Origin of the sequence: Yinghuangia seranimata (genome assembly GCF_029953285.1) — a bacterium.
GTDB lineage: Bacteria > Actinomycetota > Actinomycetes > Streptomycetales > Streptomycetaceae > Yinghuangia > Yinghuangia seranimata.
Genome location: NZ_JASAOI010000034.1, coordinates 33548 through 57781, shown reverse-complemented (window position 1 = coordinate 57781; position 24234 = coordinate 33548). Strand labels below are relative to the sequence as shown.

The 24234-nt window shown below is 70.7% G+C and carries 24 protein-coding genes and 1 pseudogene; 17 read left to right on the top strand and 8 right to left on the bottom strand.

The features are described from left to right. The first annotated feature begins 64 nt into the window (after positions 1 to 64). From QI554_RS22225 to QI554_RS22205, 5 genes are all read left to right on the top strand, one after another. On the top strand, positions 65 to 850 hold the full coding sequence (locus tag QI554_RS22225; RefSeq protein WP_281471937.1) for a (Fe-S)-binding protein: 786 nt from the start codon (positions 65 to 67) through the stop codon (positions 848 to 850). Continuing rightward, positions 847 to 2370 carry a LutB/LldF family L-lactate oxidation iron-sulfur protein gene (locus QI554_RS22220; protein ID WP_425528025.1) on the top strand — a complete coding sequence of 508 codons (1524 nt, stop codon included), beginning with the start codon at positions 847 to 849 and terminating at the stop codon, positions 2368 to 2370. Before QI554_RS22225 ends, QI554_RS22220 begins: the two co-directional genes overlap by 4 nt. Before the next feature lie 83 nt (positions 2371 to 2453). After that, complete coding sequence (locus QI554_RS22215; RefSeq protein ID WP_281471989.1) at positions 2454 to 3056, top strand: LutC/YkgG family protein; 603 nt, start codon at positions 2454 to 2456, stop codon at positions 3054 to 3056. Between the two features lie 76 nt (positions 3057 to 3132). Beyond that, positions 3133 to 4563, top strand: coding sequence for a class II fumarate hydratase (locus QI554_RS22210; protein ID WP_281471935.1), 1431 nt, complete (start codon positions 3133 to 3135; stop codon positions 4561 to 4563). Positions 4564 to 4722: 159 nt separating this feature from the next. Then, positions 4723 to 5391, top strand: a complete 669-nt coding sequence (locus QI554_RS22205; protein ID WP_281471934.1) for a ribonuclease FAU-1 family protein — start codon at positions 4723 to 4725, stop codon at positions 5389 to 5391. Between the two features lie 110 nt (positions 5392 to 5501). On the opposite strand, the gene QI554_RS22200 is transcribed toward QI554_RS22205, so the two are convergent. Next, the gene (locus QI554_RS22200) at positions 5502 to 5912 is read right to left on the bottom strand and encodes a PPOX class F420-dependent oxidoreductase (RefSeq protein WP_281471933.1); all 411 of its coding nucleotides are present in this window, start codon (positions 5910 to 5912) and stop codon (positions 5502 to 5504) included. Between the two features lie 171 nt (positions 5913 to 6083). Between QI554_RS22200 and QI554_RS22195 the strand changes: the two genes are divergently transcribed. The 9 genes from QI554_RS22195 (at position 6084) to QI554_RS22155 (ending at position 13079) form a co-directional block, all read left to right on the top strand. After that, on the top strand, positions 6084 to 7238 hold the full coding sequence (locus QI554_RS22195; RefSeq protein ID WP_281471932.1) for a MalY/PatB family protein: 1155 nt from the start codon (positions 6084 to 6086) through the stop codon (positions 7236 to 7238). A 104-nt stretch (positions 7239 to 7342) separates the two neighbouring features. Further along, positions 7343 to 7651 (top strand): hypothetical protein, encoded by a 309-nt coding sequence (locus tag QI554_RS22190; RefSeq protein WP_281471931.1) that lies wholly within the window; start codon positions 7343 to 7345, stop codon positions 7649 to 7651. 83 nt (positions 7652 to 7734) lie between these two features. Then, positions 7735 to 8619, top strand: a complete 885-nt coding sequence (locus QI554_RS22185; protein WP_281471930.1) for a hypothetical protein — start codon at positions 7735 to 7737, stop codon at positions 8617 to 8619. A gap of 24 nt (positions 8620 to 8643) precedes the next feature. Further along, a complete protein-coding gene (locus QI554_RS22180; protein WP_281471929.1) occupies positions 8644 to 9132 on the top strand; it encodes a sigma factor-like helix-turn-helix DNA-binding protein in 489 nt (162 codons plus the stop codon). A gap of 1 nt (position 9133) precedes the next feature. After that, positions 9134 to 10051, top strand: a complete 918-nt coding sequence (locus QI554_RS22175; protein ID WP_281471928.1) for a hypothetical protein — start codon at positions 9134 to 9136, stop codon at positions 10049 to 10051. Between the two features lie 89 nt (positions 10052 to 10140). Continuing rightward, positions 10141 to 10644 carry a SigE family RNA polymerase sigma factor gene (locus tag QI554_RS22170; protein ID WP_281471927.1) on the top strand — a complete coding sequence of 168 codons (504 nt, stop codon included), beginning with the start codon at positions 10141 to 10143 and terminating at the stop codon, positions 10642 to 10644. Between the two features lie 93 nt (positions 10645 to 10737). Then, positions 10738 to 11685 carry a hypothetical protein gene (locus tag QI554_RS22165; RefSeq protein WP_281471926.1) on the top strand — a complete coding sequence of 316 codons (948 nt, stop codon included), beginning with the start codon at positions 10738 to 10740 and terminating at the stop codon, positions 11683 to 11685. 24 nt (positions 11686 to 11709) lie between these two features. Then, positions 11710 to 12225 carry a SigE family RNA polymerase sigma factor gene (locus tag QI554_RS22160; protein WP_281471925.1) on the top strand — a complete coding sequence of 172 codons (516 nt, stop codon included), beginning with the start codon at positions 11710 to 11712 and terminating at the stop codon, positions 12223 to 12225. Between the two features lie 2 nt (positions 12226 to 12227). Further along, positions 12228 to 13079 (top strand): hypothetical protein, encoded by an 852-nt coding sequence (locus QI554_RS22155; RefSeq protein WP_281471924.1) that lies wholly within the window; start codon positions 12228 to 12230, stop codon positions 13077 to 13079. Between the two features lie 23 nt (positions 13080 to 13102). On the opposite strand, the gene QI554_RS22150 is transcribed toward QI554_RS22155, so the two are convergent. Next, positions 13103 to 14032, bottom strand: coding sequence for a LysR substrate-binding domain-containing protein (locus tag QI554_RS22150; RefSeq protein ID WP_281471988.1), 930 nt, complete (start codon positions 14030 to 14032; stop codon positions 13103 to 13105). 128 nt (positions 14033 to 14160) lie between these two features. Between QI554_RS22150 and QI554_RS22145 the strand changes: the two genes are divergently transcribed. After that, positions 14161 to 14712 carry a peroxiredoxin gene (locus tag QI554_RS22145; RefSeq protein WP_281471923.1) on the top strand — a complete coding sequence of 184 codons (552 nt, stop codon included), beginning with the start codon at positions 14161 to 14163 and terminating at the stop codon, positions 14710 to 14712. Positions 14713 to 14715: 3 nt separating this feature from the next. Then, positions 14716 to 15252 carry an alkylhydroperoxidase, AhpD family gene (gene ahpD / locus QI554_RS22140; protein ID WP_281471922.1) on the top strand — a complete coding sequence of 179 codons (537 nt, stop codon included), beginning with the start codon at positions 14716 to 14718 and terminating at the stop codon, positions 15250 to 15252. 66 nt (positions 15253 to 15318) lie between these two features. Here the strand turns inward: ahpD and QI554_RS22135 are convergent, their stop codons facing one another. Beyond that, on the bottom strand, positions 15319 to 16437 hold the full coding sequence (locus QI554_RS22135; protein WP_281471987.1) for a TetR-type transcription factor C-terminal domain-containing protein: 1119 nt from the start codon (positions 16435 to 16437) through the stop codon (positions 15319 to 15321). A 48-nt stretch (positions 16438 to 16485) separates the two neighbouring features. Further along, positions 16486 to 16791 (bottom strand): annotated as a pseudogene (locus QI554_RS22130) (TetR/AcrR family transcriptional regulator); the annotation flags it as partial. 26 nt (positions 16792 to 16817) lie between these two features. Here QI554_RS22130 and QI554_RS22125 point away from each other — a divergent pair. Next, positions 16818 to 17978 carry a steroid 3-ketoacyl-CoA thiolase gene (locus tag QI554_RS22125; protein ID WP_281471921.1) on the top strand — a complete coding sequence of 387 codons (1161 nt, stop codon included), beginning with the start codon at positions 16818 to 16820 and terminating at the stop codon, positions 17976 to 17978. 349 nt (positions 17979 to 18327) lie between these two features. Here the strand turns inward: QI554_RS22125 and QI554_RS22120 are convergent, their stop codons facing one another. From QI554_RS22120 to QI554_RS22105, 4 genes are all read right to left on the bottom strand, one after another. Continuing rightward, positions 18328 to 19041: an aggregation-promoting factor C-terminal-like domain-containing protein gene (locus tag QI554_RS22120; protein WP_485131016.1), complete on the bottom strand. Its 714-nt coding sequence runs from the start codon at positions 19039 to 19041 to the stop codon at positions 18328 to 18330. A 593-nt stretch (positions 19042 to 19634) separates the two neighbouring features. After that, positions 19635 to 20951 carry an RNA 5'-3' helicase PhoH2 gene (gene phoH2, locus QI554_RS22115; protein WP_281471919.1) on the bottom strand — a complete coding sequence of 439 codons (1317 nt, stop codon included), beginning with the start codon at positions 20949 to 20951 and terminating at the stop codon, positions 19635 to 19637. Positions 20952 to 21250: 299 nt separating this feature from the next. Then, the gene (locus QI554_RS22110) at positions 21251 to 22012 is read right to left on the bottom strand and encodes an isoprenyl transferase (RefSeq protein ID WP_281471918.1); all 762 of its coding nucleotides are present in this window, start codon (positions 22010 to 22012) and stop codon (positions 21251 to 21253) included. A gap of 291 nt (positions 22013 to 22303) precedes the next feature. Further along, a complete protein-coding gene (locus tag QI554_RS22105) occupies positions 22304 to 24127 on the bottom strand; it encodes a phosphoenolpyruvate carboxykinase (GTP) (protein ID WP_425528029.1) in 1824 nt (607 codons plus the stop codon). Positions 24128 to 24234 lie beyond the last annotated feature (107 nt).

The window sequence follows — 24234 nt, the reverse complement described above, 5'->3', positions numbered from 1 at the left end:
GACGGTGGCGGACGGGCGGGCGGGGTCGCGCGTCCGCCCTTAAAGTCGATCTCGGAGGTGACTCGTGCGCATCGCCCTGTTCATCACGTGCTTCAACGACACGATGTTCCCCGAGACCGGGAAGTCGGTCGTCCGGCTGCTGCGCCGACTGGGCCACGAGGTCGACTTCCCGTACGCCCAGACGTGCTGCGGGCAGATGCACTTCAACACGGGCTACCGCAACGAGGCGCGCGGCATCGCGCGGTCGTTCGTGGAAACGTTCGCGCCGTACGACGCGGTGGTCACCCCGTCGGGCTCGTGCGCGGCGATGGTGCGGGAGCAGTACCCGGTGCTGGTCGGGGGCGCGGCGCCGGCCACGGCGGCCGGGTTCGCCGAGGCGGTCGGGGCGGTGGCGCCGCGGGTGTACGAGCTGAGCGAGTTCCTGGTCGACGTGCTGCGCGTCAGGGACGTGGGGGCGTCCTTCCCGCATACGGTCGCATACCACCCGACGTGCCACTCGCTGCGTTCGCTGGGGGTCGGCGACCGGCCGCTGCGGCTGCTGCGGGCGGTGCGCGGGCTGCGTCTGGTGGCGCTGCCGCGGGCGGACGAGTGCTGCGGGTTCGGCGGCACGTTCGCGGTCAAGAACGCGGAGACGTCGGCGGCGATGGGGCGGGACAAGGCCGCGGCGGTGCTGGAGAGCGGTGCGCAGGTGCTGTGTGCGGGCGACAACTCGTGCCTGATGCACATCGGGGGTGTGATGTCACGGCAGCACGCGGGCGTTCGGGTCATGCACCTGGCGGACATCCTGGCGTCGACCGGGCCGCATCCGGAGCTGGACACGTTCCCGTCCGGCGACCTGGCGGCGCGATGACCAGCGTCCAGCCGTACCCGCGAGCGGTCGAACCGCGGCCGCCGGAGCCGACGTTCCTCGGCATGCCCCCCTTCCCGGAGGCGGCCCGCACGGCGCTCTCGGACGCGCAGCTGCGCGCGAACCTGCGCAAGGCCACGCACACGATCCGGGCCCGGCGGCAGGCGGTCGTCGACGAACTGCCGGACTGGGAGCGGCTGCGCGCGGCTGGCGCCGCGATCAAGGACGACGTGCTCGCGCATCTGCCGCGCTACCTGGAGCAGTTGGAGGCGTCCGTCACCGCGGCGGGCGGGACCGTGCACTGGGCGCGCGACGCCGACGAGGCCAACGCGATCGTGGTGGACATCGTGCGCGCGCACGGCGTCGACGAGGTCGTGAAGATCAAGTCGATGGCGACGCAGGAGATCGATCTCAACAACGCGCTCGGCCGCGCCGGGATCGCCGCGTGGGAGACCGACCTCGCCGAGATGATCGTGCAGCTGGGCCACGACCTGCCGTCGCATCTGCTGGTGCCGGCGATCCACAAGAACCGGCGCGAGATCCGTGACGTGTTCGTCGCGGAGATGGGGCGCGTGGGTCGGCCGGCGCCCGCGGGGCTGACCGAGCGGCCGGCCGACCTCGCCGAGGCGGCGCGACTGCACCTGCGCGAGAAGTTCCTGTCGGCCAAGGTCGCGATCAGCGGCGGCAACTTCGCGGTCGCGGAGACCGGCACGGTGTGCGTGGTGGAGTCCGAGGGCAACGGCCGCATGTGCCTGACGCTCCCGGACGTCCTCGTCACGGTGCTCGGCATCGAGAAGCTGGTGCCGCGGTGGGAGGACCTGGAGGTCTTCCTGCAGTTGCTGCCGCGGTCCTCGACGGGCGAGCGGATGAACCCGTACACGTCGATGTGGACGGGGGTCACCGACGGCGACGGGCCGCGGCACTTCCACCTCGTGCTGCTCGACAACGGGCGCAGCGACGTGCTGGCCGATCCCGTCGGGCGGCAGGCGCTGCGCTGCATCCGCTGTTCGGCGTGCCTGAACGTGTGCCCGGTGTACGAGCGGGTGGGCGGTCACGCGTACGGCTCGGTCTACCCGGGCCCGATCGGGGCGATCCTCACGCCGCAGCTGCGCGGCCTCAACCAGCACGACGTCGACGCGCAGACGGCGTCGCTGCCGTACGCCTCGACGCTGTGCGGCGCGTGCTTCGAGGCGTGCCCGGTACTGATCGACATCCCGCAGATCCTGACCCGGCAGCGCGCGCAGCTGACCGACCTGGGGCGCGGGCCGGCGCACCACGCCGAGAAGGCCGCGATGCGGGCCGTCGACTGGGCGTTCGGGCAGCCGTGGCGGCTCGGACTGGCGCAGCACGCGGCGTCGTTCAGCCGGCACGTGGTCGGACGCAAAGGCCGGATCGGCAAGGTGCCGCGGCTGCTCGGCGGGCCGCTCGGGCGGTGGACGGCGGCCCGGGACGCGCCCGCACCGCCGTCGGAGTCGTTCCGGTCCTGGCACAAGCGGACCGCGGGCGGGTTGGAGGAGCCGTGAGCAAGCTGACGTGGCGGCGCGGCGGGCACACCGCCCCGGTCGCGAAGCCGGAGCCCGTCGAACGCGGGGCCTCGAAGGCCGAGATGCTCGGCCGGCTGCGCGACGCCCTCGCCGACAACCGGCCGCCGCGCGCCGAGGTGGACCGCTCGTACCGCCGGGAACGGGACGCGGGCACCGACCTGGTCGGGCGGTTCGCGGAGCGGGTCGCCGACTACCGGGCGCGCGTGCTGCGCGCCGACTCGTCCGACCTGGTGGAGACGGCCGCCGCGCTGCTGCGCGAGGCGGGGGTACGGCGGTTGGTGGTGCCGCCGGGCGAGCGGCTCGCGTGGCTCGCCGCGACCGGTGTCGAACTCGTCTACGACGACCCGCCGCTGACGGTCACTCAACTCGACGCCGCGGAGGGCGTGGCCACCGAGTGCGCGGTCGCCGTCGCGGAGACCGGCACGATCGTCCTGGACGGCGGACCCGACCAGGGGCGGCGCGCGCTGTCGCTGCTGCCCGACTACCACCTGTGCGTGGTGCGGGCGGAGCAGCTGGTGGGCACGGTGCCGGAGGCGGTGGCGCGGCTCGACCCGTACCGGCCGCAGACATGGATCAGCGGGCCGTCCGCGACCAGCGACATCGAACTGGACCGCGTCGAAGGCGTGCACGGGCCGCGGCGGCTGCACGTGCTGCTGCTGGCGTGACCCACGTCTCGGAACACCCGTAGCGCAGGGCGGGTTCTGGCAGGCAGAGGCACCCGCGACCCGGAGGCAGCAAGTCATGAGCAGCGACGGCACCACCCGCGCCGGCGATTCGACCGACGACCCGACCGGTTACCGCGTCGAGCACGACTCGATGGGCGAGATCCGCGTCCCGGCGCACGCCAAGTGGCGGGCGCAGACGCAGCGCGCGGTCGGGAACTTCCCGATCTCCGGCGGGACGCTGGAGCACGCGCACATCGCGGCGCTGGCCCGGATCAAGGCGGCCGCGGCCGGGGTCAACGCGGAGCTCGGCGTCCTCGACAAGGACCTCGCGGCGGCGGTGCAGGAGGCGGCGGCCGAGGTCGTCGAGGGGCGGTGGGACGACCAGTTCCCGATCGACGTGTTCCAGACCGGGTCGGGCACGTCGTCGAACATGAACATGAACGAGGTCCTGGCGACGCTGGCTTCGGAGCTGCTCGGCCGGGACGTGCACCCGAACGACCACGTCAACGCGTCGCAGTCCTCCAACGACGTGTTCCCGTCCTCGATCCACATCGCCGCGACGGCCGCGGTGACCCACGACCTGGTCCCGGCGCTCGACCACCTCGCGGACGCGCTGTCGCGCAAGGCCGAGGAGTTCGCCGGCGTCGTCAAGTCGGGGCGCACGCACCTGATGGACGCCACCCCGGTCACCCTCGGCCAGGAGTTCGGCGGGTACGCGGCGCAGGTCCGGTACGGCGTCGAACGGTTGGAGGCCGTCCTTCCCCGGGTCGCCGAACTCCCGCTCGGCGGAACGGCGGTGGGCACGGGCATCAACACCCCGCCCGGCTTCTCAGCCCGCGTCGTCGACGTGCTGGCCACCACCACCGGGCTGCCGTTCACCGAGGCCCGCGACCACTTCGAGGCGCAGGGCGCGCGCGACGCGCTCGTCGAACTGTCCGGGCAGCTGCGGACGATCGCGGTCGGCTTCAACAAGATCGCCAACGACCTGCGCTGGATGGGCTCGGGGCCGCGCACCGGCCTGGCCGAGATCCACCTGCCGGACCTGCAGCCGGGCAGCTCGATCATGCCGGGCAAGGTCAACCCGGTGATCCCGGAGGCGGTCGGGCAGGTGGTCGCCCAGGTCATCGGCAACGACGCGGCCATCGCCTTCGGCGGCGCCGCGGGCAACTTCGAGCTCAACGTGATGCTGCCGGTGATCGCCCGCAACCTGCTCGAGTCGATCCGGCTGCTGGCCAACGTCGCCCGGCTGCTCGCGGACCGCACCGTCGACGGCATCACCGCCGACGTCGAACGGCTGCGCGAGTACGCCGAGAGCTCCCCGTCCATCGTCACCCCTCTCAACCGCTACCTCGGCTACGAGGAGGCCGCCGCGATCGCCAAGCAGTCGCTCGCCGAGCGCAAGACGATCCGCCAGGTCGTCCTGGAACGCGGGCACGTGGCGGAGGGGCGGCTGACCGAGGAGCAGCTCGACGAGGCGCTCGACGTGCTGCGGATGACGCACCCGTAGGGCACGGCCCCGAGGGCGCGGAAAGCGCGCCCCACAACATCACAGACGCGTGAATTCCGGATGAGCAAATCACCACAAAGCGGTCAAAACACCGGCCGCGCGAAGTAACCGGTTGGCGGAAGCCCTCCGCCACCCCACCCTCGGCCGTAACATCCCCGCATGACGGAGGCCGATGACGCTCAGCGCGAACGGCCGGAGGCCTGGGCCCCCGGCGACCAGATCCTGTGGCGGTACCTGAGGAACGGCAGGGTGCTCGACTGCCGTCCGGTGACCGTCGTCCAAGACGAACCCGACCAGCTCGCGGTCTGGCTCGCCGGCGGCACCCGCCGCGTCAAGCCGGTGCTGCCCGACGGCTCCGACATCCGCACCGTCCCGGTCGACCGCCGCTTCCGGCTCGGCCGCATCCCGGCCGTCCAGGAGTGGTTCGGCGGCGGCGTCCTCATGCTCGCCCGCCCCGACGAGCCGTGGTCGGTCTGGCTCTTCTGGGGTGCCGACTGGCGCCTCAACGGCTGGTACGTGAACCTCGAACGCCCCCGCGAACGCTGGTCCGGCGGGGTCGACACCGAGGACCTCGTCCTCGATGTATGGGTCACCCCCGACCGCCGCTGGCACTTCAAGGACGAGGACGAACTCGCCGCCAGCCGCGAAGCCGGCCGCTTCACCGACGCCGACGTCGACGCCATCTACGGCCACGGCCACCGCGCCGTCGACGTCGTCCGCGCCTGGGGCCCGCCCTTCAACGGCGGCTGGGAGAACTTCCGCCCCGACCCGGCCTGGCCGCTGCCCACCCTCCCCGACGGCTGGGACGCGGCACCCCAGATCGCCTGACCCAGCCGCCGGGGACGCGCCGGGCAAGGGTGGACGGCGCCACCGAACGAGCGGCCGTGCGGAAGGCGTTCCGCACGACACACGCGCCGGCGTTCGCCCCGGGCACGGCCCTATCGCGCCGCGTTCCCCGACACGCGCTCCGGAGTGATGCGGATGATGACGCGGACGTTCTCCGGCGGCAGGTCGAGGTACTCCTGGCCCGCGCCCGGGCCCGCGTACTCGTCGGCTATGCGGGCTGTGACCGCGCGGCCCGCGTCCTCCGTCACCGTGGCGCGGCCGCGGAGTTCGACGTAGCTGTAGTGGTTGGCCGTGTCGTACACGGTGAGGCTCACGCGCCCGTCGGCCCGCACGTTGAGGTCCTTGCGGCGGCCGGCCTCGGTGGAGACCAGGACGTCGTCGCCGTCGAGGGTGACCCAGACCACAGACGTCTGCGGCGAGCCGTCGGGGTTGAGGGTGGCCAGGACGCCGGGATTGGGGGCGCCGAGGAGCTTGCGCACCGTGTCGTTCAGCACAACTGTCATGGCCGGGAGCGTACGGCGGCACCGCGGCGGCCACGCGGCCGCGGGACGGCGTCATCCGCTGCGCGCGCCCGCTCCGCGCCCGGCGGCTGAGCGGCCCGGCGCCACCTCCGCTTGCATATCGCGTGTTACCCGACGGTTCAGCAGCCGCGCCGCGGCGTGCAGACTATGTGCATGCACGACGATGTCGACATATCCGCGCTGCGCCGCCGGCGGACCGTCAAGTGGCGGGCCGTCGAAAGCGACGTCCTGGCCGCCTGGGTGGCCGAGATGGACTACGCGGTCGCCGACCCGATCCGCGAGGCCATCCTCGACGCGGTCGCCCGCGAGGACTTCGGCTACCCGGACGACGACGCCGGCACCGGGCTCCCCGAGGCGTTCACTGCGTACGCGGCACGCACCTGGGACTGGCACGTCGACCCGTCCCGCGTCGGCCTCGTCCCGGACGTCGTCCGCGGCATCGAACTCGCGCTCGAGGTCTTCGCCCCGCACGGCTCCGGCGTGATCGTGCCGGTCCCCGCCTACCCGCCGTTCTTCGACGTCGTCGCCCGGTCGAAGCGCCCGGTGGTCCCGGTACCGCTGACGACCGCCGAGGTCCCCGGCGACCGGCCGATCCTCGACATGGACGCCATCGCCCGCGCACTCGCCGAGGGCGCCCGCACGGTCATCCTCTGCAACCCGTACAACCCCGTCGGCCGCGTCTTCACCCGCCCCGAACTGCTCGAACTGGCCGGGATCGTCGACTTCTACGGCGCGCGCGTCATCGCCGACGAGATCCACGCGCCGCTGGTCATGCCCGGCGAGACGCACATCCCGTACGCGTCCATCCACCCCTCCGCGGCCGCCCACAGCGTCACCGTCACCTCCGCGTCCAAGGCCTGGAACCTCGCGGGCCTCAAGTGCGCCCAGGTCGTCCTCGGCGACGCCGGCACCGCCGCCACCTGGTGGTCGCTGCCCGACATCGCCCGGCACGGCGCGACCACGCTCGGCATCGCGGCCCAGATCGCGGCGTACGACCACGGCGGCCCGTGGCTCGCCGAAACCGTCGCCTACCTCGACGGCAACCGCCGCGCCCTCGCCGCCGCCCTTGACCGCCACCCCCGGCTGAACCACCGCACGCCGGAAGGCACCTACCTCGCCTGGATCGACTGCCGCGCCCTCGGCCTCGCCGACCCCGCCGCCTTCTTCCTCGAAAAGGCCCGCGTCGCCCTCTACGACGGCCGCCGCTTCGGCGACGTCGGCGAGGGCTTCGTCCGCCTCAACCTCGCCACCTCGCGCCCCATCCTCGACGAGATGACCGCCCGCATGACGGCCGCCCTGCAAGGCTGATCACGGCACACCACCCCACCGCCCGAATTCCGACCACCACTTCGTTGGAACCTTCTCCCCGCGGTTCCGCTCTGGACAGGGTGACGCGAAGGGGGAACGCACACGTGGACGCATCGGTGCTGCAGTGCCTCATGCGGTCGTCGGTCGACGACCTGCCACCACTACCGGACCTCGTCCCCGGCGCGATCGCCCTGGGCATCCGGCTACGCCGCCGATCACGGCTCCTCGTCGCCGCGAACGCGATATGCGCGATCATCATCGGCGCGGTCACCGTCCCCGCCCTCCTGACCGGCAACACGGACACACCGAAACCGGCCTCGTCGCCGTCGTCGCCGCCGTCCGCGTCGCCGCCCTGTCCTCAGCCGCGGCCGGCCGCTGCCCTCCCCGCCCCGCCGTGCACCTCCACTCCGTAACCAACTACAGTTCCGGGCCACGGTAGTGATGCAGCGTCAGCTGCGGGTGCGCCCGGCGTCGCACCCGGCGCACGGGGGTGGGCATGACACAGGCCGAGAGTCCGGACACCTGGTCGTACGACGTCATCGACCTGGACGACCAGCCGGAGCCGGACGACGACACCCTCGACCCCACACCCGGAACTCCGTGGTGGCGCCGCCCCCGCCCACTGATCGCCCTCGCCGCAACCACCGCCTTCGCCTGCGCCGCCACCGTCGTCACCGTCCTGCACTGGAACGACAACTCCGGCCCCACCAAGCGGTTCTCCACCTCTATGCCCCTCAAGCCCAAGAACTGGCCGGTGGACAGCCCCCTGGCCGCGCCGACCAAGGTGTACCCGCTGGTGCACCCCGAACCGGGCGCGGCGGAGCCACCGAACTGGACACGTGAGCAATGGGAGTTCCAGTACGCCTACAAGCAGAAGACGGCCGAGGTCCTCGACGCCTTGCTGCCTGACGAACTCGGCCCGGTGCAGATCTACGACGACAACGGCGAGATGTACCAGCTCCTCCACCAGGGCCGGCGCATCCTGGTCTGGTTCCGGATGGACGACTTCGGGCGGCACACCATGGACATGGTGAGGGCCCAGGGGAACTGCATCGACCAGAACAGCAATTCGCGTCCGGGCTGCACGACGGCCCGCCTTCCCGACGGAACGCCGATCGCCGTGTACCCCCAGGGAATCGCTGGGCTCGCACCCGACAAGCTCGCGAACTGGGGATGCTTCTTCCTCTACCGCGGCCTCGTCACCGAGTTTTCGATCGGCTCCGATCCGGGCGGCCCTTTCCCGCTGCCGATCACCGACCCCGAGCGGATCGCCCGCGTCGTGACCGATCCGCGCTTCGTCCAGCTCCTGGACTTCCGCGCCGCGCACTACGACATGCTTCGGTCGGGTTACTACATGGGCTTCTCCGACGATCCGCAGTGACCAGGGCGTCCTGAGGGGGAACCGATGTCGACGTACGCGGTACAGGAGTTCGAGGCATACGCACGAGCCCGCCAACAGCGCTTCTACGGCACGGCGTTCCTGCTATGCGGCGACGCCGAACGTGCCCAGGACCTGACCCGGACCACCTTCGCCAAGCTGTTCCAGCACTGGCGCAAGGCAACTCGTGCAAGCGACATCGACATCTACGCCAAAACCGTGCTCACGCGCACGTACATCGCCGCCGAGCGGTCCCGGCGACACATGTTCGAGCGGCACTCCAACGCCGTCGACCACGAGCAAACATGTGTCACACTGCTCGACGCCCTTCACACACTCACCCCGAACGCCCGTGCGATGGTGGTGCTTCGCTACTGGGAGAACCTGCCGATCGACCGAGTCGCGGAGGCGCTGTCGTGCAAACCGGAATCGGTGAAGAGCACGTGCATCCGCGCGTTGTCCCGGCTGCGAACACTGCTGCCCGAGGACATCGACCTCCACACGATGGAGGCCTGACGTGACCCGTCCGTCAGCCGTGCCCGGTGAACCCGCGCACGCCGCACGACGCCCCAACCGCGCCACGGCCGACGGCTTCCCCGCGCTGCACACGCTCATGGCCGAGAGCACGGAAGGACTTCCGCCACTCCCGGATCTCGTGCCCGCTGCGATCGTCGACGGCCTGCGCCGTCGCCGCAAACGGCGCGCGACGCTGTTGGCGACCGCCGCAGCAGCCGCAGCGGCGGCCGCCATGGCCGTGCCCGCCCTGCTGTCCGTATTTCCCGAGGGCGCGAGCGCCACCCCGCCCGGCCGCGCGGCCACGACTTACGCGGCAGTGCCCTGGCTCCCCGAACTACCCACGCTGACCGCCTTGCCGACGCCGTATCCGACGGCCGCTCCCACGGCGGGCACGTCCTGGGCAAATCGCTCGTCCGGCGAACAGCTCAGGCAGCAGGAGCTCTTCCAGCAGATGGTCGCCGACGTGCTGCACAAGGCCCTCCCCGACGCGGACAACACCGTCGAGATCGTGCACGGCCAGTTCCTGCAATTCGTCGTCACACTGCACGGCAAACGCTACGGCCTCGACGTCAGCATGACGCCGACCTCGCCCTGGACCCTGACCACGTTGCCCGCATGCACTCCGAAGGGCGTCGACCCCGCGGGCAGGCCGTACACGTGCACCACCGGCGTGCTGCGCAACGGTCAAGCGGTCTTCGTGCGGCATACGGAAGGGACACCAACGACCGCGAACGTCTACTACGGCGGAGCGCTGCTCACGATCCGCGACCTGCGGCTTTCCACGGCCTCCACCGACGCGCTCCCGCTGACCGACGCCGAGCGCATCGCCCTCATATCGACGCCCGAACTCCTGCAATTGGCCCAATATCTGGTGACCCATCACCTTGCTCCGGGCGATCCGCAGGCAGCCCGCTCCTGACCTGACCCGCTCCTCGTGCTTGGCGAAAACGTTATGCAACCCTTCCGCGCCGACTCCGCTCTGAACAGGGTGTCGCGAAGGGGGAGCACATGCCGACGCAGGAGACACGGGACTTCGAGTTGTACGCACGGTCCCGGCAACAGCAGATCTACCGCACCGCCTACCTGCTCTGCGGAGACACCGACCGGGCCCAGGACCTCACCCAGACCACCCTCGCCAAGCTCTTCCAACACTGGCGCAAGGCAAGCCGCGCCACGAGCATCGACGCGTACGCCAAGACCGTCCTGACCCGCACCTACCTCGCCGAGGAACGCACCCGCAGCCGCGAAGACGCCCTCCACACCCGCGTCGCCCCACCCACCGCCCCGGACCAGCCCGACCTCCGCGTCACCCTCATCGACGCCCTGGCCACCCTGACCCCCAAGTCCCGCGCGGTCATCGTCCTCCGCTACTGGGACGACCTCCCGATCGACCAGGTGGCCGCCCTCCTCGACTGCCACCCGGGCACCGTAAAAAGCAGCTGCTCCCGAGCCCTCCGCCAACTCCGCGCCCGCCTAGGCGAAGACGTCGAGCTGTACGCGGCCCTCGTCTGACCCGAGGTGCCAAACCAACAGGCGGACCGCATCGCCCACGTGACTGACCGTCGGATAACCTGCCGACCCTCAGGAACGCCTCCGGGGGAAGCAGTGACACGACGTGAGGCCGCCGACGACTGGTCAGGCGACGTCATCGATCTCGACGCGCCGATCGACGAGGATGACGACGACGACACGCCCCTAAGTGGTGCCTGGCCTTGGCACGGCCGACGCATCTCGCTGGTCGCGGCCGCCCTGGTAGCAGCAGGTGTACTCACCGCTGCGGGGATCGTGGTCCTTCAGCCATCAGGCAAAAAGCAGGACGATCCGCTCCTTCCCGGCATGACCGCGGACATGCCGCTGCACCCTGACGCATGGCCGAAGGGCGCACGCCTCGTTCCGCCGACGAAGGCCTATCCGGTGGACCTACCGGCGCCGCGCAATCCACCTCTAGGCAAACGCTGGTGGCTGCGACGCTCACAACTGGAGCTCCAATTCGCGTTCTACCAGCGGCTCGCCGACGTGCTGCACACGCTCCTCCCCCCGTCTGCCGGAGGGATCACCCTGACCGGGCGCGGATCTTTCATACTGGCCTCCGAACACGAGACCTTGCACGTGCAATTCGGGGCAGAGACATTTCCCCCCGACCCACGCCTGCCGCCCGGTACGAAGGAGCCCTCGAAACCAGACCCCACGTGCGCCGACCTCGACGCCGGCAACCGCGCCCTGAATTTCCCACGGGTCTGCCACCAAGGGGTCTTCCCGAACGGCGAGACGTTCACCGTCTGGACGAACGACCTCGACCTGGTTCACCCGGAACAACACATCAGCGCTGAAGGGACGTACCGCGATCAGTCCTTCATGCTCGACATAGGCGGAGGCCCAGGGGAGCCCATAGCCCTCCCGGTCGACGGGGCCCGCCTCGCGGCCATCGTCTCCGACCCCCGCTTCATGCAGCTGTTGGACTTCTCGGCGGAAAACACCCATGCGCTGGGTTTTGCCGTCCCCGACGAGAACATCGTCCGAGCCGGACCGCCGCCTTCAGGAGTCCGCTCGTGAGGAATCACCGTTGTGGGGCCCTCAATGGCGGCTGAAGAACCACGCGGGGAAGCGTCCGACTTCGAGACCTACGCGAGAGCCCGCCAGCAGCAGCTTTACCGCACGGCGTTCCTGCTCTGCGGTAACGCGGACCGCGCACAGGACCTGACCCAGACCACCCTGGCCAAGCTGTTCCAGTACTGGCGCAAGGCAAGCAGGGCCACCAACATCGACGCGTACGCAAAGACCGTGCTCACCCGCACGTTCCTGGCCGAACAGCGGTCGAGCAGGCGCGAACGCGAGTTGCACACGCCGATCACACCACCGGTCGGGCCCGACAGGCCCGATCTGCGCGTCACTCTGGTGGAGGCGCTCGCAGCCCTCAGCCCGAAGGCGCGGGCGATGGTCGTACTCCGCTACTGGGAGGACCAACCGATCGAGGCGGTCGCCGCGTCCATGAACTGCCGCCCCGGCACCGTCAAGAGCACGTGCACGCGCGCACTGCGGCAACTGCGCGAGCTGCTGGGGGAAGACGCCGACCTCTACGCGACGGAGGGTTGAGCATGGACACGCCCCCCATCGAGCGCGCTCGACTCAAGGCACTCATGGCCGAGTCCGTCCATGCCCTGCCGCCGACCACCGACCTCGTACCCGGCGCGCTGGTGGAGGGGCGTCGACGTCGGCGGCGAGTACGCCTGCTCACCGCTGTCGTGAGCCTCAGCATCGCGACCGCCGTCGCCGGCACCGCGGTCGCGGTCCCTCGGTTCATGCGCGGCGACACCGGACAGACCGCGGCCGCGCAGCCTTCAAGTGCGCCGCGACCGTGGCTGACGCAGCTGACCGAGCTGACCCCGCCGACCGCGACGTACCCGCTCGTCGAACGGCCGCTCCCCAATACCAGCGGCAATGCGGCCCTGATCGGCGCGGGGACGCCGTTGTTCGCCGTCTACCAGCAGCGGATGGCGGACATCTTGCACAGACTGCTGCCGCCCGGAAACAGCATCGAGGTTGTGGACGGCATGCCGGAGTTCATCGTGCACCTCGACAACGTGCGGTACGGGGTGTCCGTAAACGCTGCGACCGGCGAGCCACCGTCCGCCAACCACTCGCCGTGGCACATGTGTCCGACCGGAGACAACGCCGAACTCGCGGCCGGAACCGGCGTCACGTGCACGGAGAGCCGACTGCCGAATGGTGACTACGCGACCATCAACCACCAGAAGTGGTCGCCCGCTCAGTCGATGCTCACCTTCGGACAAACCATGATCATTGTCGGCGACGCCTATCTCGCGCCGAACCTGAGCACGCCGCTGCCTCTGACCGACGCACAACGGTTCGCGATCATCATGGACCCCGAACTGATCCAGGTCGCCGACTACTTCGCCAGGAACCGCAGCGGACGAGCAGCCTCCTGACCGAACCGCGCACTCGGAACCCGTCAGCCCCGCACCACCCGGACCGGCAGGTCGGCGATCGACTGGCGGAGGGATTCGGCGAGTTGGCTGAACTCGGCCGCGCGGCCGGTGCTGGCGCGTAGGACGAGGCCGATGCGGCGGTAGGGGGCCGGGTCGGTGAAGCGGGCTACGGCCAGGCGGGAGCCGGGGCGGGTTTCTACGCCGATGGCGGTTTCGGGGAGGAGGGTGGCGCCGAGGCCGCCGGCGACGAGTTGGACGAGGGTCGGGAGGCTCGCCGCGCGGGTGGCGCCGGCTTCGGCGGCGCCCACTTCACGGCAGACGTCGAGGGCCTGGTCGCGCAGGCAGTGGCCTTCGTCGAGCAGGAGGATGTCCATGTCGCGGAGTTGGGCGCGCGGGACGCCCTGGCATCCGGCGAGCGGGTGTCCTTCGGGGACGACGAGGGTGAAGTCCTCGTCGTAGACGGGGATCTCGTCGACGCCGGGAACGCCGGCCGGCAGGGCCAGCAGCAGGAGGTCGAGTCGTCCCGCCGCGAGGCCGTCCAGGAGGGAGTGGGTCTGTTCCTCGTGGACGTACAGGTCGAGTTCGCGGTACTCGTCGCGGACCAGCCGCAGGAGGGTCGGCAGGACGTACGGGGCGACCGTCGGGATGACGCCGAGGTGCAGCGGGCCGGTGAAGGGGCGGCGCGCGGACTCGGCCTCGTCGACGAGGTCGTCGAGGGCGTCGAGCACTCTCCGTGCATGCCGGGCGACCCTTTCTCCGGCCGGCGTCAAGAGGACACGCCGCGTGGTACGTTCCACGAGCTGGGTCCCGAGGGCCTCCTCGAGGGCCGCGACCGCACTGGAGAGCGCCGGCTGGCTGGTCCCCACGACCGCCGCCGCGTCGCGGAAGTGCAGGTGGTCGGCCACCGCCGCGAAGGCTTTGAGCTGGGCGATCGTGGGCGTACGGGTACTGATAACTACTCCCTATCAAACGTTCGGCAACAGGCTATTTCACTGATCAATGAAAACATGGCACGGTGATCCGCGTACGTCCGACCGGCCGCCGCGAAGCGGGCCGGTAGCACCAGCGCGGAGGAGACCCAGTGCTTACTGTCGGTAACCAGTTCCCCGAGTACGACCTGACCGGCGTCGTGTCGATCGAGGCCGACAAGGCCTTCGAGCAGATCACGAACAAGTCGTACGACGGCAAGTGGCGCGTCGTCTTCTTCTGGCCGAAGGACTTCACCTTCGTGTGTCCGACGGAGATCGCCGCGTTCGGCCGCCTCAACGAGGAGTTCGCCGACCGCGACACGCAGGTGCTGGGCGTGTCCACGGACTCGGAGTTCGTGCACCTGGCCTGGCGCAAGGACCACCCGGACCTGACCGACCTGCCGTTCCCGATGCTGAGCGACATCAAGCGCGAGCTGGCCGAGGCGTGCGGCGTGCTCAACGCCGACGGTGTCGCGGACCGCGCGGTCTTCATCGTCGACCCGAACAACGAGATCCAGTTCGTGATGGTCACCGCCGGCTCGGTCGGCCGCAACCCCGACGAGGTCCTGCGCGTTCTCGACGCCCTGCAGACCGACGAGCTGTGCCCCTGCAACTGGCAGAAGGGCGGCGACACGCTCGACGCCGCCGCGCTGATGGCGGGCTGACGCATGGGTCTCGACGTCCTGAAGGCCGAACTCCCGGAGTTCGCCAAGGACCTGAAGCTCAACCTGAGCTCGGTCGTCGGCAACTCCAAGCTCCCCGAGCAGACGCTCTGGGGCACCGTGCTGGCCTGCGCGATCGCCTCGCGCAGCCCGAAGGTGCTGCGTGAGCTGGAGCCCGAGGCGAAGAGCCGGCTCTCCGCCGAGGCGTTCACCGCCGCCAAGGCCGCCGCGGCCATCATGGCGATGAACAACGTGTACTACCGCGCGCTGCACCTCATCGGCGACCCCGAGTACAGCAACCTGCGTGCCGGGCTGCGGATGAACATCATGGCGAGCCCGGGCGCGCCGAAGGCCGACTTCGAGCTCTGGTCGCTCGCGGTGTCGGCGATCAACGGCTGCGGCCGCTGCCTGGAGTCGCACGAGCAGGTGCTCCGCAAGGAGGGCGTGCCGCGCGAGACCGTCCAGGAAGCGCTGAAGATCGCCGCCGTGGTCAACGCGGTCGCGGTCACCCTCGACGCCGAGGCCGTGACCGAGCAGGTCTGAGTCCGCCCTTCGCGGCGGCGGCAAGACGAAGCGGGGCGGTACGGGAACTCCCGTACCGCCCCGTTCTCATGCCCGCGCCCCGATCCCCGCCAGCGCGATCTCCTGGTACAGCCCCGCCACGTCCGCCACCCCCATCCCGCGGAACGCCCCGCTGCTGGTGGAGATCGCGCTCCGCACCACGCGCTGCGCGAACGCCGCGTCCAGCCCGTCGCGCAGGACGCCCGCGCTCATCCCGTCGGCGAACGCCTGTGTCCACACGGCGTCGACGTACCCGAACAGCATGTCCAGCTCGCCGGTCGGCAGGTCCTCCCAGCGCTCGTTGATGAGGATCACCGCGACCACGCCGTGGTCGGCGAGCGTGTCGACGGTGTGCCTGACCAGCCCCTCGATCCGGGCGATCGGCGTGGGCCCGAGGGCCGCGTCGCGCTCGAACCCTTCGCGCAGTTCGCGGAAGAAGCCGTTCATCATCTGCGCGAACAGCCGTTCCTTGCTGCCGATGTGGTGCGCGACGCTGCCCACCGGCACGCCCGCCAGTTCGGCGATCTGCCTGATGGTGGTGACCGCGTAGCCCTGTTGCGCGAACAGCACGCCGGCCGCGTACGCGATGCGCGCCCGCGCGTCCCCCGTCCCCGGTACCGCCATCCGCCCCATGCGCTCCTCCGGCGTCCCGAACGCCTTGGGCGCCACCCCGACCGCGGGGCGTGACGGGCGGGCGCCGCCGAGGATCGCGTCCAGCCCGCGCGTACGGTACGCCTCGGACGCGGCCAGCCCGCCGAGAAAGAGGTCGACGACGATCCCGGACGCCTCGTCGGGCCCGTACCGGCCGTCGCCCCGGTACCACTGCGCCATCGCCCACACCGCGGTCTGCACCAGGTGCGCCGTGGTCGCGGGCCGCAGGTCGGCGCGGAACGCCCCGCTGCGGACGCCGTCCTCGAGCACCCGCCGCCACATGCCGGACGTCTCCGCGGTGCGCTCGGCGAGCCACCCGAAACGTTCCGTCTGGGCCAGCCGGCGGCACTCCCCCACCACCACGAGCGCGGTGTCCGGATCCCGCGCGATCACCGACAGGGTGCTGCGGATCAGACCACGCAGAGCGACGACGGGATCGTCGGCCGCCGCGGCCAGCGTCGCGCGGTGCCGGGTCAGCGTATCGGCGAAGAAGTCCTCCATGATGTCGAGCAACATCGCCTCCTTCGAGGCGAAGTGGTGGTACAAGCTTCCGGACAACAACTGGGCCGCGTCCGCGATCTGACGGACTGTCGTGCCGCCGTACCCCTGCCGCGCGAAGAGCGTCCGCGCATGCCGGAGGATCTGCGAACGGCGGTCGTACGGCCGACCACGTGGCGGTTTCCGACCACGCTCCCCCTCGGTGCTCACACTACGAAGCGTAATCAAGATCGGCGACACGCAGAGGGATGAGAGGCGAGGGTCCTGTGGGGATTCGGTGCGAGTTGCGTCACCTCGCACCGACGCGCGTCGGCCAGGCCCTTGAAGCGGCCGCCGCGTCGCCGTACGGTGAGCCGTACATATCCTTGACATAGTCACAGAACCCGAGGAGCACCGCGGTGGGCAACCCTGTCATCGTCGAGGCCGTCCGCACCCCGATCGGCAAGCGCAACGGCCATCTCGCCGGGCTGCACCCGCTCCAGCTGCTGAGCAAGGCGCAGCTGGCGGTCGTCGAGCGGTCCGGCATCGACCCCGAGCTGGTCGACCAGGCCATCGGCGGCTGCGTCACCCAGGCCGGCGAGCAGTCCGGCGACATCGTCCGCCACGCGTGGCTGTACGCGGGCCTCCCGCACCGCACCGGCGGCACCACCATCGACTGCCAGTGCGGCTCCGCGCAGCAGTCCGTGCACCTGATCGCGGGCCTGATCGCGACCGGCGCCATCGAGGTCGGCGTCGCGTGCGGCATCGAGTCGATGAGCCGCAACCCGCTCGGCCACACCGCCAAGCCCGGCCAGCGGTCGAAGCCGGAGGACTGGGCGATCGACCTGCCCGACCAGTTCACCGCCGCCGAGCGCATCGCCAAGAACCGCGGCATCACCCGCGCCGACGTCGACGCGCTCGGCCTGCGCTCGCAGGCGAACGCCAAGCGCGCGTGGGAGGAGGGCCGCTTCGCGTCGCAGATCGTCCCCGTCGAGGCGCCGATCCTGGACGCCGAGGGCAAGCCGACCGGCGAGACCCGCCTCGTCTCCGTCGACCAGGGCCTGCGCGACACCACCGCCGAGGGCCTCGCCAAGCTCAAGCCGGTGCTCCCGGACGGCATCCACACGGCCGGCAACTCGTCGCAGATCTCCGACGGCGCCGCCGCGATCATGCTCATGGACGAGGACAAGGCCCGGGCGCTCGGCCTGCGCCCGCGCGCCCGCATCGTCGCGCAGGCGATGGTCGGCGCCGACCCCTACTACCACCTCGACGGCCCGAACGACGCGACCGAGCGCCTGCTCGCCCGCTCCGGCATGAAGCTGTCGGACATCGACCTGTACGAGGTCAACGAGGCCTTCGCCTCGGTCGTGCTGTCGTGGGCCCAGGTCCAGGGCGCGGACCCCGACAAGCTCAACGTCAACGGCGGCGCCATCGCCCTCGGCCACCCGGTCGGCTCGACCGGCGCCCGCCTGCTCACCACCGCGCTGCACGAGCTCGAGCGCACCGGCGGCAGCACCGCGCTGGTCACGATGTGCGCGGGCGGCGCCAACGCCTCCGGCACCATCATCGAGCGGATCTGACCCCGTCCGCAGTGATCCCGAAGAACCTCCGGATCTGTCCGGTTTAGGCCCACCCGGGCCGGGTACAAAGCTCTTCGTGCGCCTCGGGCACCTTCCCCCCTGGCGTACGGGCCTCACCCGGTCCGGGCGGTGCGCTGGTCACCACCGCCGGACACGACGGATGCGGACAACCGAAGAGACGCCCCGCCAGGGCGGCGCACGGCAAGGCGTGCGCGGGCCCCAGGCGGGTCCGTAACGCCACGAGCCCCGCCAGGGCCTCCCAGGAGGCGCCGGCGGGGCTCGCGTGGCTTCTACGGGCCCTCAGGGCCCGGTCGAGCGGTGGTGCTAGCGGTGGTGCTGAGCGGTCGGCTCAGTACCAGTGGTGCGACTGCCAGAACGACCACGCGGCGCAGGGGCTGCCGTAGCGGCTGTTCATGTAGTCGAGACCCCACTTGATCTGGGTCTCGGGGTTGGTGCGCCAGTCGGCGCCGGCCGTGGCCATCTTCGAGCCCGGCAGCGCCTGGACCAGGCCGTACGCGCCGGAGGACGCGTTCGTCGCCTTGTAGTTCCAGCCGCTCTCGCGCTCCACGATGTTGCTGAAGCACTGGTACTGGGTGGCGCTCATCATCGACTGCGCGATGGCCCTGGGGTCACCCGGGTTGGCGGTGACCGGGGCGCGCGTGTCGGAGCGGCTCGCGCGGTCGGCGGCGGCCTTGTCGGCCGCGGCCTTGTCGGCCTTCGCCTTGTCCGCCGCGGCCTTCTCCGCGGCCGCCTTGTCGGCGGCCGCCTTGTCCGCCGCCGCCTGCTGCTCGGCCTGGATGCGCGCGGCCTCTTCGGCCTGGAAGCGCTGGGCCTCGTCGTACGCGGCGGTCTGGGCGTCCGCCTGCGTGAGAACACCGCTGCTCACCTGCTGCGCCTGGGTGGTACCCGGCACATCGAGGAGCTTGGTCGTGGTGCTCGCGGTGTCGACCGTCTGGGCGCTGGAAGCGGTCGCGCCGGTACCCGTGATACCGACAACAGCGCCGACCGCCGTTACGGCCGTGGCAGAGGCCACGGCTATCCCCCGGACCGAAACCCGGCTCACACATGTTCCTTCCGCAGTCGCCCGCCACCTCGCGGCGGCAGGCGGGCCTCACCCCTGGTCGCGGGCCTCCCCGGTCTAGCTGGTCACGGGAGGCTCTGGCCCGGCACACCCCGAGGGGCGGGCACAAGGTTCGGGCGGCGTATGGCGGCGGGCTCTGTTCAGTTGCGTCGTGCTGGTGGCGAGTAGTCGCCGGTGCCCGCGCCCGTCCGAATCGCCGGAGTTCCGGCGACCTTCTGGGCGCACACAGCCATACGCGGGGTCCTACAAGTCAACGAGCCTGCCTCAGGGCGACACGCGAAGGCAATTTTCGTGCGGGTGTCGAAAGTCACAGCAGGGGAAACAACGGCAACAAATCAGTTCCGCTGCGGGGGACTTGTGGCGCGCAATACGCTCATCGGTTTCGACCCGGCGGCATGCCGTTTCCGGAGCATCGCACACTCGCGGATAAAGGCGTCGTTAACGTGGCACGGTGTCATCAGATGTACCGAACCGGGACCTTGGCCCCGTACGGACCGGGACTTTCACACAGGTCCGGCGGCCCTGACAAGCAGGGCCGCCGGCCTTGTCGACGTACGGCTCGGGACGTGCCCCGGCTACGCGGGCAGGTCCTCCAGCATCTCCGTGACCAGCGCCGCGATCGGCGAACGCTCGCTGCGCGTGAGCGTCACGTGCGCGAACAGCGGGTGCCCCTTGAGCTTCTCGACCACCGCGACGACGCCGTCGTGCCGGCCCACCCGCAGGTTGTCACGCTGCGCTACGTCGTGCGTGAGCACCACGCGCGAGTTGCTGCCGATGCGGGACAGCACGGTCAGCAGGACGTTCCGCTCGAGCGACTGCGCCTCGTCGACGATCACGTAGGCGTCGTGCAGCGAGCGGCCGCGGATGTGGGTGAGCGGCAGGACTTCGAGCATCCCGCGCCCGACGACCTCTTCGATGACGTCCGCGGTGGTGACGGCCGACAGCGTGTCGAACACCGCCTGCGCCCACGGGCTCATCTTCTCGTTCTCGGTGCCGGGCAGATAGCCGAGCTCCTGGCCGCCGACCGCGTACAGCGGACGGAACACCATCACCTTGCGGTGCTGCCGCCGTTCGAGGACGGCCTCCAGACCGGCGCACATCGCCAACGCGGACTTGCCGGTGCCGGCACGCCCGCCGAGCGACACGATGCCGACCTCGGGGTCGAGCAACAGGTCGAGCGCGATGCGCTGTTCGGCGCTGCGGCCGTGCAGTCCGAAGACGTCGCGGTCGCCGCGCACCAGGCGCACCTGCTTGTCGGCCGTCACCCGCGCGAGTGCCTTGCCGCGTTCGCTCACCAGCACCAGGCCGGTGTGGCACGGCAGATCGGCCGCGGCCTCCAGGCGCACCCGCTCGTGCTCGAACAGGTCGTCGATGTCCTGGGCGGCGACCTGGAGTTCGGCCATGCCCGTCCAGCCGGACGTGCTGACGAGCTCCGCCAGGTACTCCTCCGCGCTCAAACCCACCGCGGACGCTTTCACCCGCATGGGAACGTCCTTCGACACCAGGGTGACGTCGTGCCCCTCCGCCTGGAGGTGCCGGGCCACCGCGAGGATGCGCGAGTCGTTGTCGCCGAGCCGGAATCCGGGCGGGAGGACGGTCGCGTCGATGTGGTTGAGCTCCACCCGCAACGTGCCGCCGGCCTCCCCGATGGGGATGGGGGCGTCGAGCCGGCCGTACTTCGTGCGCAGTTCATCCAGACTGCGCAGCGCGTGCCGGGCGAAGTAACCGAGCTCGGGGTGGTGGCGCTTGGCCTCCAGCTCGGTGATCACGATGACGGGCAGGACCACTTCGTGCTCGTCGAACCGCAAGAATGCGGCAGGGTCCGCAAGCAGCACGCTGGTGTCAAGGACGTACGTGCGGCGCTGCGGAGCACGGCGTTGGTTCGTGGCCACGGGAAGCCTCGCCCCCTTTCAGGGCGCGCGCACCGTACGCCCTGATCGCTCGGAGTCCAGGACCGGGCCCGAGGGCCGGGTGCCTGGCCCTCCTGTCGCCGTGGACAGTTGTGCAGTATCCGCACGGAAGGGCCTCCCTGGCAGGTGACGGGGGGTCACCTGCGTTGCGGACACCGGCGGATGCCGCCGATGTCTGGCGGAGTTATTCCCTACAACATGCGTCGCAACACAATCCGCGCGATCATTTGCCGTGCGTTCACGTTCACTTCCGGCGGGGTATCAGACACCGGATTCGCCGGTCAGGCCCCGTAACGCCGGTGCCGCGCCGCATAGTCGCGGAGCGCGCGCAGGAAGTCGACCTTGCGGAAGTCCGGCCAGAACGCCTCGCAGAAGTAGAACTCCGAGTGGGCGCTCTGCCACAGCAGGAATCCGGACAGCCGCTGCTCGCCCGACGTGCGGATGACGAGGTCGGGGTCCGGCTGGCCGCGGGTGTACAGGTGTTCGGAGATGTGCTCGACGTCGAGGACCTCGGCGAGTTCCTCGATCGAGGTGCCGCGTCCGGCGTGCTCCTGGAGCAGCGAGCGGACCGCGTCGGCGATCTCGCGGCGGCCGCCGTAGCCGACCGCGACGTTGACGAAGACCGCGTCGCAGTCGGCGGTCGCCGCCTCGGATTCCTTGAGCACCCGCGCGGTGTGCTCGGGCAGCAGGTCGAGCGCGCCGACCGGGTGCACCCGCCAGCGCCGCGCGGCGGCCAGGTCGCGCACCGCGTTCTCGATGATCTCCATGAGCTCGGCGAGCTCGTCCGGCGGACGGTTGAGGTTGTCCGTGGACAGCAGCCACAGGGTGACCACCTCGACGCCGACCTCTTCGCACCAGCCGAGCAGCTCGTGGATCTTGTCGGCGCCCTTGCGATGGCCTTCCGCCGACGACTCCCCGTACGCCTTGGCCCAGCGCCGGTTGCCGTCCAGGATCACGCCGACATGGCGCGGGATAGCGGTGGGGTCGAGGGACGCCTCGATCCGCCGTCCGTACGCGCCGTAGGCGAGGTCCCGCAGGCTCATGTCCACCTGCTCCTCCGTCCTATGGATCACCCGCGCCCGAAACCCTACTCCCGCGAGCGGCCAAGCAGGAATCACCCGATGGGCCGTCACGCGTGAAGACTCGGTGAAGACTCAGCGTGTCAACGACGTGACACGGCCCCGCCGGGTAACCCGGCGGGGCCGTGTGCGGTCCGCGTGGTCCGCCGGCCGGCCGCGGGCGGGGGGCGGGCGGCGGGGGGGGCGGGGGGGGGCCCGGGGGGGCGGGGGCCGGGGGGCGGGGGGGGGCCGCCCGGCGGAGGGTGGAACGGTGCCTCACGCCTCCAGGCGCGTGACGAGCGCGTTGTACTCGTCCCACAGCTCCTGCGGCGTGTGCGTGCCGAACTTCTCCAGGTGCTCGGGGACCAGCGCGGCCTCCTTCTTCCAGATCTCCCGGTCGACGCTGAGCAGCAGCTCGATGTCGGCGTCCGAGATCTCCAGGCCGTCCAGGTCCAGCGCCTCGCGGCTCGGCAGGACGCCGATCGGCGTCTCGACGCCTTCCGCGCCGCCCTCGAGGCGCTCGACGATCCACTTGAGCACGCGGCTGTTCTCGCCGAAGCCGGGCCACACGAAGCGGCCTTCGGCGTCCTTGCGGAACCAGTTCACGTAGTAGATCTTCGGGAGCTTCCCGGCGTCGGTCGCCTTGCCGATCTCCAGCCAGTGGGCCATGTAGTCGCCCATGTTGTAGCCGCAGAACGGGAGCATCGCGAACGGGTCGCGGCGCAGTTCGCCGACCGTGCCCTCGGCGGCCGCGGTCTTCTCGGACGCGACGTTCGCGCCGAGGAAGACGCCGTGCTGCCAGTCGAAGGACTCGGTGACCAGCGGCACCGCGCTCGCGCGGCGGCCGCCGAACAGGATGGCCGAGATCGGCACACCCGCCGGGTCCTCCCACTCGGGGGCGATGGTCGGGCACTGCGACGCGGGGACGGTGAACCGGGCGTTCGGGTGCGCGGCGGGCGCGTCCGAGTCCGGCGTCCAGTCGTTGCCCTTCCAGTCGGTCAGGTGCGCCGGGGCGGCCTCGGTGAGGCCCTCCCACCACACGTCACCGTCGTCGGTGAGCGCGACGTTGGTGAAGACCGAGTTGCCCCAGAGCGTCTTGATCGCGTTGGCGTTGGTCTCCTCGCCGGTGCCGGGCGCGACACCGAAGAAGCCCGCCTCCGGGTTGATGGCGTACAGGCGGCCGTCGGCGCCGAAGCGCATCCAGGCGATGTCGTCGCCGATCGTCTCGACCTTCCAGCCCGGGATGGTGGGCTGGAGCATGGCGAGGTTGGTCTTGCCGCACGCGGAGGGGAACGCGGCCGCGACGTACTTCGGCTCGGCGCCGGTGGGCGGCGTGAGCTTGAGGATGAGCATGTGCTCGGCCATCCAGCCCTCGTCGCGGGCCATGACCGAGGCGATGCGGAGCGCGTAGCACTTCTTGCCGAGCAGGGCGTTGCCGCCGTAGCCGGAGCCGTAGGACCAGATCTCCCGGTCCTCGGGGAAGTGCGAGATGTACTTCGTGTCGTTGCACGGCCACGGCACGTCGGCCTCGCCTTCGGCCAGCGGCGCACCGAGGGTGTGCACCGCCTTCACGAAGTCGCCGTCGGTCCCGAGGATGTCCAGCACCGGCTGGCCCATGCGGGTCATGGTGCGCATGGACACCGCGACGTAGGCCGAGTCGGTGATCTCGACCCCGTACGCGGCCAGCGGGGAGCCGAGCGGACCCATGCAGAACGGCACAACGTACATCGTGCGGCCCTTCATGGAGCCCTTGAACAGCTCACCGAACTTGGCACGCATCTCGGCGGGCGCGACCCAGTTGTTCGTCGGGCCGGCGTCTTCCTGCTTCTCCGAGCAGATGTACGTGCGGTCTTCCACACGCGCGACGTCCCGAGGGTCGGACGCGGCGTAGTAGCTGTTGGGACGCTTCACATCGTCGAGCTTCTTGAACGTGCCGTTCTCGACGAGCAGGTCCGCGAGGCGCTGGTACTCCGCCTCGGAACCGTCGCACCATTCGATCCGGTCCGGCTGGGTGAGCTCCGCGATCTCGCGCACCCATTCGATCAGCTGACTGTGTTTCGTCGGGGCCTTGTCCAGGCCAAGGGCCTCGTACGCCACGATCGCTCCATTTCGCGCCGGGGACGGCGAGCCCCCGGCGTCGGGGTTGAGGGTTGCGGGGATTTTAACGCGGTCACCCGTAGGAGGGATCGGGCGGGAGGGTCACCACC

Excerpts from the sequence above, each read along its gene's own strand:
- QI554_RS22215 (WP_281471989.1), top strand. The coding sequence starts at position 2,454 with ATGCTCGGCCGGCTGCGCGACGCCCTCGCCGACAACCGGCCGCCGCGC.
- QI554_RS22185 (WP_281471930.1), top strand. The coding sequence starts at position 7,735 with ATGACACAGGCCGAGAGTCCGGACACCTGGTCGTACGACGTCATCGAC.
- QI554_RS22205 (WP_281471934.1), top strand. The coding sequence starts at position 4,723 with ATGACGGAGGCCGATGACGCTCAGCGCGAACGGCCGGAGGCCTGGGCC.
- QI554_RS22160 (WP_281471925.1), top strand. The coding sequence starts at position 11,710 with ATGGCGGCTGAAGAACCACGCGGGGAAGCGTCCGACTTCGAGACCTAC.
- QI554_RS22155 (WP_281471924.1), top strand. The coding sequence starts at position 12,228 with ATGGACACGCCCCCCATCGAGCGCGCTCGACTCAAGGCACTCATGGCC.
- QI554_RS22135 (WP_281471987.1), bottom strand. The coding sequence starts at position 16,437 with ATGTTGCTCGACATCATGGAGGACTTCTTCGCCGATACGCTGACCCGG.
- QI554_RS22180 (WP_281471929.1), top strand. The coding sequence starts at position 8,644 with ATGTCGACGTACGCGGTACAGGAGTTCGAGGCATACGCACGAGCCCGC.
- QI554_RS22210 (WP_281471935.1), top strand. The coding sequence starts at position 3,133 with ATGAGCAGCGACGGCACCACCCGCGCCGGCGATTCGACCGACGACCCG.
- QI554_RS22170 (WP_281471927.1), top strand. The coding sequence starts at position 10,141 with ATGCCGACGCAGGAGACACGGGACTTCGAGTTGTACGCACGGTCCCGG.
- QI554_RS22110 (WP_281471918.1), bottom strand. The coding sequence starts at position 22,012 with ATGAGCCTGCGGGACCTCGCCTACGGCGCGTACGGACGGCGGATCGAG.
- QI554_RS22220 (WP_425528025.1), top strand. The coding sequence starts at position 847 with ATGACCAGCGTCCAGCCGTACCCGCGAGCGGTCGAACCGCGGCCGCCG.
- ahpD (WP_281471922.1), top strand. The coding sequence starts at position 14,716 with ATGGGTCTCGACGTCCTGAAGGCCGAACTCCCGGAGTTCGCCAAGGAC.
- QI554_RS22195 (WP_281471932.1), top strand. The coding sequence starts at position 6,084 with ATGCACGACGATGTCGACATATCCGCGCTGCGCCGCCGGCGGACCGTC.
- QI554_RS22200 (WP_281471933.1), bottom strand. The coding sequence starts at position 5,912 with ATGACAGTTGTGCTGAACGACACGGTGCGCAAGCTCCTCGGCGCCCCC.